Annotated in this window: 7 protein-coding genes and 1 tRNA gene; 6 read left to right on the top strand and 2 right to left on the bottom strand. The window is 61.1% G+C overall.

Features of this window, described 5'->3' with window-relative positions:
* Positions 1 to 233 (top strand): transposase (locus tag H293_RS51065; RefSeq protein ID WP_020123592.1); only part of this gene is annotated, 233 nt, incomplete at its 5' end.
* 688 nt (positions 234 to 921) lie between these two features.
* Here H293_RS51065 and H293_RS0141060 read toward each other — a convergent pair.
* Positions 922 to 2,298, bottom strand: coding sequence for a hypothetical protein (locus H293_RS0141060; RefSeq protein WP_063746966.1), 1,377 nt, complete (start codon positions 2,296 to 2,298; stop codon positions 922 to 924).
* Between the two features lie 226 nt (positions 2,299 to 2,524).
* Here H293_RS0141060 and H293_RS0141055 point away from each other — a divergent pair, with 226 nt between their 5' ends.
* Entirely contained in the window at positions 2,525 to 3,025 is a 501-nt protein-coding gene (locus tag H293_RS0141055; RefSeq protein ID WP_020123589.1) for a hypothetical protein, read from the top strand.
* A gap of 265 nt (positions 3,026 to 3,290) precedes the next feature.
* Here the strand turns inward: H293_RS0141055 and H293_RS0141050 are convergent, their stop codons facing one another.
* The gene (locus H293_RS0141050; RefSeq protein WP_259294643.1) at positions 3,291 to 5,774 is read right to left on the bottom strand and encodes a preprotein translocase subunit SecA; all 2,484 of its coding nucleotides are present in this window, start codon (positions 5,772 to 5,774) and stop codon (positions 3,291 to 3,293) included.
* 556 nt (positions 5,775 to 6,330) lie between these two features.
* Here H293_RS0141050 and H293_RS58700 point away from each other — a divergent pair.
* The 4 genes from H293_RS58700 (at position 6,331) to H293_RS0141030 (ending at position 9,428) form a co-directional block, all read left to right on the top strand.
* Positions 6,331 to 7,815, top strand: coding sequence for a hypothetical protein (locus H293_RS58700; RefSeq protein WP_158694505.1), 1,485 nt, complete (start codon positions 6,331 to 6,333; stop codon positions 7,813 to 7,815).
* Positions 7,816 to 7,987: 172 nt separating this feature from the next.
* Positions 7,988 to 8,065 (top strand) — tRNA-Arg (locus tag H293_RS0141040).
* A gap of 686 nt (positions 8,066 to 8,751) precedes the next feature.
* Positions 8,752 to 9,015: a hypothetical protein gene (locus H293_RS0141035; RefSeq protein ID WP_020123586.1), complete on the top strand. Its 264-nt coding sequence runs from the start codon at positions 8,752 to 8,754 to the stop codon at positions 9,013 to 9,015.
* Positions 9,012 to 9,428, top strand: coding sequence for a PIN domain-containing protein (locus tag H293_RS0141030; RefSeq protein ID WP_020123585.1), 417 nt, complete (start codon positions 9,012 to 9,014; stop codon positions 9,426 to 9,428). Before H293_RS0141035 ends, H293_RS0141030 begins: the two co-directional genes overlap by 4 nt.
* The last annotated feature ends 257 nt before the right edge of the window (positions 9,429 to 9,685 follow it).

Here is a 9,685-nt window from a genome sequence, read left to right as displayed (position 1 = left end):
CCGAACTGGTCCGCCTGGCGAAGATCCGCTGGCGCATCGAGCACGACTACCGGGAACTCAAACACGGCCTCGGCCTGGACCACTTCGAGGGCCGCTCCTGGAACGGCTGGCACCACCACGTCACCCTGGTCACCGCAGCCCACGCCTTCCTCACCGAACAGCGCCTGGCCCCAAAAGCCGATACACCGGACTCACCCTCTACCAGATCCTCGACACCATCCAAGACCTGCTGAACTGCTGGACCGGCACCTGCACCACCTGCCACCGCCCCCTGCCCCCAACGTCCACCACCAGCCAGAACCCAAGAGCCAGAGCAACCTAACGGAGTCCTACTAGGCCCCAACGTTTACCTCGGTTATCGCATGGGCTCTGTTGAGACACATGGCGACTGGAACGACTTGTACCGAAACCACCTGACTTTCGAAGATGGCGAATTTTTGCCGAACTTGAGTAGCTACGAGGTTCGACCCCAGGCGCCCCTTGGCCTCGTTCAGCTCACAATGATGGTGATGCTGAAAAATCTCGATTCCCTCGTTCTCGACAGGGAGGCATCTCAATATTTCAGGCCGCTCCTTGAGAGCCTCGTACGCCGCGCCAGTGAGGTGGACGGCCTCCATGAGCACTTCCTTGCCTCGTAGCTGGTGGCCTCGTGCTGTCCAGGCGAGAAGGTCAGGGTCGAAAGATCTGTCGCTATCTGTGGCGGTGAGCGGACCGACCGGAGGAACCGTCGGAAGACTGGCTGCTGCACTGATATTCCGTTGGCATCTAAGGCTGACATCAACGAGACCGCGCGGCGAAATACAACAACAGGCTTGGACGACCGTCTGACCAGCCGGCGAAGACACCAGGGGCGAGCCTAGATCGAACTCCTAAAGCGGGTGTTCGGCCAGCAGTATCGGGGGATTAGCGTGGGTCAGATGACTACGCTGTCCGGCCACCGTCGCCACCGGCGGTCTGGATAAGGAAAAGGTGAGCTGCGCGGCGTAGAAGATGCTCGAAATCGCCGACCAGGGCGTGGAGATTACTGGTCGTGGTGCCATCGAGGAGGCGAGAGGTTCCAGTCTGCGCTACGTCACCGTGCATCTCGACGTTGCGGCGTCTATAAGCACCTTCGATCAGCTGCTCAACATACTGATCCTCTGCAGCCAGATGAGGGTCACCACTCAGGAGAGCCTTCGCGCCAGCCACGAGGTGCTCACGCTTCTCCCGACTCCGCGAAAGGCCGCGGTGTTGGATGAACAAGGACTCCGCGGTGATGCACAAGTCGATAAGCCTGTCCTCAGGCACGGCTCGGCCACCCGCCATGATCAGGCGGCGCAGGGCATTGAGTAGAAACTTCTTGCTCTGGACGCCCGGCTTACCCAGCAGGTCATACACCTCACCCAGGCTTCCCAAGGCCACAGCGTCGACAAGGAGAGTTGGTCGGTCCTCAACCGGATGGTGGACCTCGGTGAGGCGGGATGAAGCATGCGGCTGAGCATCAAAATCTTCGCGACTCTGCATGCACATCGGGCGACCGTAGGTGACTGAGCCGCCGCACACGATGCGCAGGGCGATGAGCATGCGGTCGACCGCAGCCCCGAATGGCGAAGATGCCCCTGCCTCCGGGTGCTGGTTGTGACCGCTGTGTACCGGTAGATCGCGTTCAAGTACGAGGGCATTCTGATGAAATCGGGAAAGGTTCAGTGAGTTAGTGCTGCTGAGCTGGGCGATGGGAATACCCATCACCCGCAGCGCTTCGGACACTTCCCCGTCGGTCATCGGCCGTATGGTAAGGCCATCAGGCAACGGGGCACCCGACACAGCCTGGGACATGTCGAACCCGAGAAGGGGGACGTACTCGACCAGGCGCACAGTCTTTGCGAACAGCCCGGCTTCCATAGTTGCATACGCAGCCTCGAAGGCGGCGCTGTCGAAGCGATAGGCACGGGCCGCCTCCACCGCAGGAGTGAGCAGATACCGAACCACGACATCGTCTAGCCGTCGGAGCACGAGGCTGGACGGGTAACCGACCAAGGTGTCTACCCGGCTCCGAAGCACCTCGTGATCCCGAATGACCTCACGCAGGACGTCGTAGGCCGGGAAGCGATGCCACCACTCCCGTGAGGAGAACTCGTTCGGCCACCACCACTGTTCGCGTTCTTCCGCCAAGAAGATTTCCTGCTGGCAGCGCCGCCAGTTGCGGTAGTCCCGTTGCAGCCCGAACTGCGGCGCGGATGCCGTCTCGGCCAGCTCGGCAAGCACCGCCATGACCAAGTCTTCGGCAGCACGGTGCAACGGCTCGTGGGTAGTGGGCATCAGCGGCCTCTCAAGGCGAGGACCGGCCTGGTCCAGCAGGGCCCGCCAGCAGGCGAACAAATGAGTATGCCCGAACTCGTTGGCCTGAGGATGGCCATTTTCGCAAACGTGGGTCCACGCTTGAGGCAGCCACCAGAAGTCCCTGACGGTTGTTCGTCACTGGTCTCCAGTCCCCGAGGGGTCACATCATGGCCTATTCGTTTCGCGTCCCTCACAATGTCTGATCATGGAGTGGCTCTCACTTACGATCACCCTCGTCACGGCGTCGGTCGCCTCGGGGCTCGCGATCTGGCAGGTGCGGACGCAGCGCGTGCGCCAGGTCGAGGACTTCTACGTTGCTCGCTACTGGTCGTTGCTAGACAAGCTGTCGCCCCGCACACTTCGCGGCATAGGCACACCCGCACTGAACGAGCAGGAGGAAATGGCGATCCGTCTGTACTTCCGTCTCAGTGAGGACGAAGCTGACTTGCGGGCTCAGGGGTGGGTTTCCGACGACACATGGCGGGACTGGAGCGGCGCCATCTCTGCACAGATGCGCCGGCCGCCGTTCGACCGCATTTGGGCCGAAACTTGTGAGGACTCAGCGGCTGGGCGCGACTACGAGTTCAGGCACCTGCGCCAGCTGTGGGACGACGCCAGTTATGACCCCGCGCCAACTGGGTCCCTTCGAAGGCGCTTGCGTCGGACTCCGTGGCGACGGCCGCGGCCGACAGAGCCGCAACGGTAGTCGCTGTAGCTGTGCCCTCCCCGCACCACAACGGCACCAGATCGAGCGGGGAACAACGGGCAACCACGGTGAAAGCAGCCGAGGCTGGCACAGCAGCGCTTGGGCTGTTCGCGCCCAGGTCAGCACTCTAACCAGCCCCAAAAGTTCGCAGCTTTCCAAGCTGAGATCACGAGTTCGATTCCCGTTACCTACTCCACGGCAAACCCTCTGGTCATCAACCTGGGGGTTGTTTGGCTCTACCCTAATTGGCAGGCGGAGCGCTCTTCTAGCGCGCTCGCTTTGGCCTTGGTGTGCCTTTCGTGATGCGTGGAGGACGCTTAGCGTTCGGATGGATTGTGCGCTGGAGGGCTGTCGCAGGCCGCAGGGAGTGTAGGACGGCTGTCAGAGCTTTGTCGATCGGCCCGATGTGTCCGTCATATAGGACATCGAGGAGACCTTGGGTCGCCTCGTCGTACAAGAAGACGACGCCGCGTGGTAGGCCCAGCTGGTGTTTTTTCGCGCGCAGGTAGTCACGAGCTCTCTTTTTGACACTGGCAGGGGCCTCAGCGGTCGTGCGAGTGATCCAGACGAAGAGCCATCCTTCGGCGGGATCGACAGAGGCCGTGATCGGGATGGTGAGACTTCGACCCTGCTCTCGCGAAATGGGATTGCTGAGAAATTGCTCGCCGTAGTGTGCGAACCGGTGCTGGACGTCTGAGTCCGCGGAAAGCAGGGTCGCACCGATGCTGAGCCAACCGGTGACATTACGTTTCTGTAGTTCGTCAATGAGGGGTGCGACCGGAGAAGTAGTCATCGTTGGTTTGGGTGCGGGCGGAACATTAGCGTCGGAATGCCGAATGGTGTGAAACCACTGGTCGAGTGCGTCGGTGCGACTGGTCAGAATGACTGGCCTCTGTGCGCGGTAGCGGCGCTGTTCAGACGTGGATGGTTCGGGCAGGAACGGGAATGCGACACGTACTTGTGCCGGATCTGGTTCGACCCACAAGCCCGCCTCGAAGAAGTACAAAAACAAGTCCAGTTCGTCTGCCGCACTGAACATGACGGTGACATCGGGAGTACGGCGTCGCCGAAGGTAGAGAAGGAACTCGGCCGGTCGTGCGACGAGCTCGGTGATCAACTCAAGGTCGTGCAGTGACACCGTCCATGGGATGTTGTCCACGCTGAGTATGCCAGCTCGCACCAACTCCGCGGTGGCCGTCAGGACGGTCGAAAGGTCGTCGAGGCTGACCGCGACGGTGTGAATTTCCCGAATATGGCTGAGGTCAACCCATCCTTCGCCTTCGATGCGGAGACCTCCGTCGCGCTCGATCACGTCCCGCATCCGCCCTGCCTGCTCTGCGGCCTTCGTGATGATGCCGGTCAGGTCGGTGCGGATCCGCGTCTTTTTGCCGCCGCGAGACAGAACACTCAGTGCGACGGCCTTGTCCTCGACGATGATCGCGACGTCGTCGAGGAGCACGAGGTGATCGCCCTCGACGCGTTTGGTGTACCTCGATGGGTCAGCTTCCGTCGCCTCGGTCTCGTTAGCGGGAACGTAGTACTCGAATGCGTCCCGGTAATGGGCGTCCGGGAGCACGCGACCCAGTGCAGTCCGGGTACGCATCTCAAGGAGATCGCCGCGGTGTTTCGCGTACTTACTCCATGTTTTCGACGCCTTAAGGTGCTCCTCAAGGTTTTCCCGGACTGCGGACACGTGCAACGCAGGGTGGGGCAGGACAACGCGGTCGTTGGCGCAAACGATGAGCGGCCGGGCACGCAGTGGGTTCTTGCCGGTGCTGAACGCATCGACGACCTGGACGGGTGTGGCTTCCGCGAGGTCCAGACGGAACCGTTCGATGACAGCTCTGACCCGGCCCTCCGGGATACCGGTGTGCGAGGCGATGTCTGCGACCGAGACTGTGACATCGCTGGCTTCGGGTTCGAACATCGTCATGAGGCTGGACCGTGCGCGTTCCATCAGGGCGTTGTCAGTCCGTCCAGCTTCCGTGGCCGCCATCGCCTGCAGCATCGTGCTCCGCATTGCATCTATGCGGTGATTCATGGCGATTTCCTGAAGACCGTGACACGCGTTGAGAACCGCAAGGGCATCGGTTGCGTCGAAGCCGAGCTCAGCAAGGAGAGCATTTCGGACGTTCGGGTCTCCGTCGAGAAGCGCGCCGTTAGTTGCTTCGACCATCTCCGGGTAGGACGAGTTTCGCATCCATACCTCGCCACCCTGAATGAGCAAGGACACGAGGGAGAGCTTGTCGGTCGGATCCGCAGACGCGAAGGAGCGCAACTGCGCCAAGTGAAGAAGCCTGTCGAGCTCGCTCAGCGCTTCCGATACGAACTGACTCATCTCTTGATCTCCGACCGTTGCCCGCTCAGAGGCGACGCCGGTTGCTACTTCCTGTTGAGCTGCGAGAGCCAACAAGGCAAGCAGCTCAAGCCTTGATGCGGATGCGTCCGGGGTAATCGGAGCCACCGATCCGGTAGGAGCCATCGGCAGGGACGCCAGACGAGCAACTTCGATGAGACGGATTGGGTCGAACCGTTGCACCTTCGTGACGAACTCGGCGACCGCGCTATTGAGTGCAGCGTCGGCCGCCGCCTCAGGATCGTCGGTCGCCCCCATCCGCACCATCAGCTTCACCAGCGAGGCCCAGGTGTCGACCATCACCTCAGCATGCGGGTCGAACGCCGGCGTCCCTGGAACTGCCCGGCGCTGTCTCTTCTTTCGCGCTTCATGACGCTTGGTCTTCGATGCCACAGAGTGACCTCACCACATCCTGGGACAGTCGGCCATTGAATTGACACACGACGACTGCCGCACCTGTCCTGTGGTCTGGGGATGCTCCAACTGGCATGTCTGGTGGAAGTGGGGCTGACAGTCCGACGGCCAAGCTGGAACCGTGTCCTCACCCGGATCTGATGGACGGCTGACATCTACAGCTGACATCAACGTTGCTGGACGGGGACGTACACCAGCGTCCCTGTGCGGCCGATATGCCAGTCATCGGCCATCCGGAACGGGCTCGGACCGAACTCATAAAGCGGTGCTCTGGCATTAGGGAGCCGTCGGCCATCTGTGCGTTGAGCACCCTCCGGGCCCTCTCATCGTCACGCCCGCCGCAGGCAACGCGCCACTCAGGCCCTGCTCGTTCGAGAAGCCAGGCCGCCCCGGACTAGTGCCGGCGTCTCACCCAGCCGCAGACCCGCCCGGACTCTACTTTCAGCCAACTCGGCGCTGTTGAGCGTACAGAAATCCATTACCGGGTATTGATGTCGATCTGCGGAAGATCGGTCGGCGAACCTGGGGGGCGTCAATGCGTGTTTCCGAATACTACAAGCTGGGCCGAACACAGCCGACTCTCGACTTCGTTGATGTCGATGTCGAAAAAGACACCCCCGTTTATATCGATCCGAGCACGCTAAAAAATCTTCCAGATGAGTGGTCAAGTCAGTGTCACACTATGCTTTCAACCTTCTTTCATAGTGTGGTAGACGCAATCAACGCTGGCGACCAGGACCGGCTCCGTGAGCTCCTTGTTCGATTGCAGGAGCCGAACGAGACACACTTCGGCCTGTCAAAAGGGAAGTCACGCGGTCGAGGCCTGGGTCCCTATCTCGTGCAACGCATTACCAACAACCTAGTGGTAAGCCGGGCTGCGGAGACTGGCTTGCTTGAGGACCTGGAGGATACTGCACTCTTCATAGAAGGAATCGGTAAAGACATCATCTCCGATGTGACCACGAACATCATTCGCGGGATGCTCATCTCTTACACGCAGTCAATGGCCTCGATTTATGGCATGAAACTGCAAGACGGCGTGTACAGCGGACTTGTCTGGAATCACTCCACTTGCGAGTGGGAGGAGGGAAATACTCGCATGCTGCTACCAGGAAGCCCTTTGCTGTTGGTGCCCAAGGTAATCGTCCGCCACGACCTGCATTTGACCAAGGAGGAGTACTTTAGGAACCATTTGGCGCCAACCCTGCAAGACGAGGAGCTCGATAAGCCAGGCAGCAAGCTCGTACAAACCGCTAAGACAGGGAGAAAATATGTAACCAAGATGGATGTCGAAAAGGAGTACGGTGGCGACAAAGAAAAGATGGTGGACCTGACGTTAACGCGCGCTCAAGTTCTCCGCGACTACAAGGAGGAGAAGCGCAAGAAGCCATCCCGTCCTCTCGATCACGATGAGCTGAGCGCGGCCACTGGGACCAAACCTGTCAGTTATCAGAACCTTCTGAGCGACGTGCTTGACACGCCACCCGGTGCCGAGAATGCAACTAATTACCATCACAGGGTGCACGCACTCCTTAGTGCGATCTTCTATCCTTGGCTGACCTACCCGGTCGTCGAACACCCCTTGGATCAATCCCGAAAGCGGGTTGATATCACATACACGAATAACGCAACTGAAGGGTTTTTCGGATGGATAACACGACAAGGCCATCCGAGCTCGCACATTTTCGTTGAATGCAAGAATTATTACTCCGAGCTCGGGAATCCCGAGTTGGATCAGCTTTGCGGCAGGTTCTCGCCACTACGCGGAAAGGTAGGACTGCTGCTATGCCGGTCCCTCACCGATAAGGACCACTTCCTTCAGCGCTGCAGGGACACAGCGCTTAGTCGCCATGAGTTCGTGCTCCTTCTAGACGACAGCGATCTTTCAGACCTAGTCGATGAGGTCACCACAGCACATACCCCTGCCGACTCGAATGAGATCGATGACGAAGACCAGGAGCAACCCTACCCAGGGGAGTTCCGGCTGCTATTTGAACGCTTCCGTAAACTCGTTAGCTGATCCTTGCTTGCTGGGCTGGCGTTTTTCTGGAGCGCGGCGGCCTTCAGCGGCGCACAGCAGGGGACAAGCCCAAGCGTCTGGGCCGTTCCATGGTGTTCCTGAGCCAGCTGGCTAGCGCCGCCGTTCCGTGGACCATCCGTGGACCGGAGCAGAACGGTCAGCCATCGCCTGGGCTCCTGACCAGCTGAAACACGTGGGATAAAAGCGGCCTCCGGAGCCGTGTGCGCAGGTTCGAATCCTGCCGGGGGCACCGGAAATCAAGGCCCTGACCAGCGGAAACGCCGGTCAGGGCCTTTCTTGTGCATGCCGAAACAGCAACGGCCAAGTAAGCCAGCGCACTCGCCAACCCACGCATTCCTACCTGGGATTTTGGCGCACCGGTCGACCGAAATCCCAATTGTCCGATCCCGTGACATCGCTCCCTGCGGGATATGCGCGGGACGGAGGCGTCTAAATCGGGGTTCCTGGAGCCACGACCCGCTTGTGAGCTGCATGCTTGCGGCCAGGGAAGCGAACAAGGCAGACGTCTGAGCAGGCCGTTCCACTTTCCTGAGCCGAGGGGTCAGAGCCTGAAACCGGGGTACCTCACGGGCTTCAGATCTAGTGGAGCGCCACGATCCTCGGCACCAGCGGAAAGCTCCTGCCGGCCAGGGGCTTCCCTCCTCATGCTGGAGACGACCGCGGAACGGCCACGGCCCTGCTTTCACGTCTCCTGCCGGGGACGCCGCGCGCGTGAGATTTCGCGTTCCTCATGACGTCCACCACCCTTCTGTTCAGGTGAACGTCCTGGATGCCCATAAAGCCCCGGCAGCAACGACGCCGCTGCGCTCCCCTCTGCGCACCCCAAGACAAGGATGGAGCCATCCGCAGCGAGCGACTCGACAGTTCGCTGCGCCACTCCCGCATGCAGGTAGGATCTAAGGTAGGATGGGGAGCATGAGTGACCCTACCGGCAAGTACTCAATCACCATGCCCCGCGACATCGCCGAAGCCGCCAAGGCCCGCAGCGGCCCGTCGGGCCTGTCTGCCTATGTCGCCGCCGCCGTCGCGCGACAGATCGAGCGGGACAATCTCAACGAGCTCATCCAGGTCGCCGAGGCCGAGCACGGGCCCGTCACCGACGAAGAGATCCAGGCTCTGCGCGACCAACTCCAGCAGGCCCGCCAGCAGCAGACGCGAGGCGGGGCGAACGCCGCGTGACCCGCCCCTCCTCCGCTACCCCCGGCGGCACTCTGGTCCTCGACAGCGAAGGGCTGGCCAAGGCCATCCTTCGCGACCGCACCGTCACCGGCTGGCTCGCCCTCGCTCGCGCCGACGACCTGCGGGTGATCACTTCCGCGGCCACCCTCGTGGAAGTGGTCCACCCCCGCATCAACCGCCCGGCCCTGGAGTGGACACTCTCCCGCCTCGTCATCGAACCGGTCACCGAACCTATCGCCCGCCACGCCGCCGCCCTCCTCGCCGACGCCGGCCTGCACGGCCACAAATACGCCATCGACGCCATGCTCGGCGCCACCGCCCTCGCCGCCCCCGGTCCGACGACGATTCTCAGTTCAGACCCCGAGGATCTAACCGCCCTGTGCGGCTCTCGCATCACCGTCATCAAGGTCTAATAGGGCACCAACCAAGGAACGAAGGCTCGGCGGCACGTCCCGAAGGCCGCATTGGCGGGACATTGAGAGCTTTGGGGCATTTCATTTTCGCGGGACATACACGGGACCGAGAGGCTGACTAACTGTCAGCGATGCGCGTGACCTGCATGAACGTCTGGGACTGCCGCGTCCTCCGGAGCCATGTGCGCAGGTTCGAATCCTGCCGGGGGCACCCTGCATGAGGTGCCCAAAGACCCCGTCACCAGTGGAAACGCTGA

The organism is Streptomyces canus 299MFChir4.1 (genome assembly GCF_000383615.1).
GTDB lineage: Bacteria > Actinomycetota > Actinomycetes > Streptomycetales > Streptomycetaceae > Streptomyces > Streptomyces canus_C.
Note: the sequence above shows the minus strand (reverse complement) of the source record. Positions and strands in the feature narration are given on the sequence as shown.

Bases quoted from the DNA above. Each gene is read 5' to 3' on its own strand.
- H293_RS0141060 (WP_063746966.1), bottom strand. From the start codon at position 2,298: ATGCCCACTACCCACGAGCCGTTGCACCGTGCTGCCGAAGACTTGGTC.
- H293_RS0141055 (WP_020123589.1), top strand. From the start codon at position 2,525: ATGGAGTGGCTCTCACTTACGATCACCCTCGTCACGGCGTCGGTCGCC.
- H293_RS58700 (WP_158694505.1), top strand. From the start codon at position 6,331: ATGCGTGTTTCCGAATACTACAAGCTGGGCCGAACACAGCCGACTCTC.
- H293_RS0141035 (WP_020123586.1), top strand. From the start codon at position 8,752: ATGAGTGACCCTACCGGCAAGTACTCAATCACCATGCCCCGCGACATC.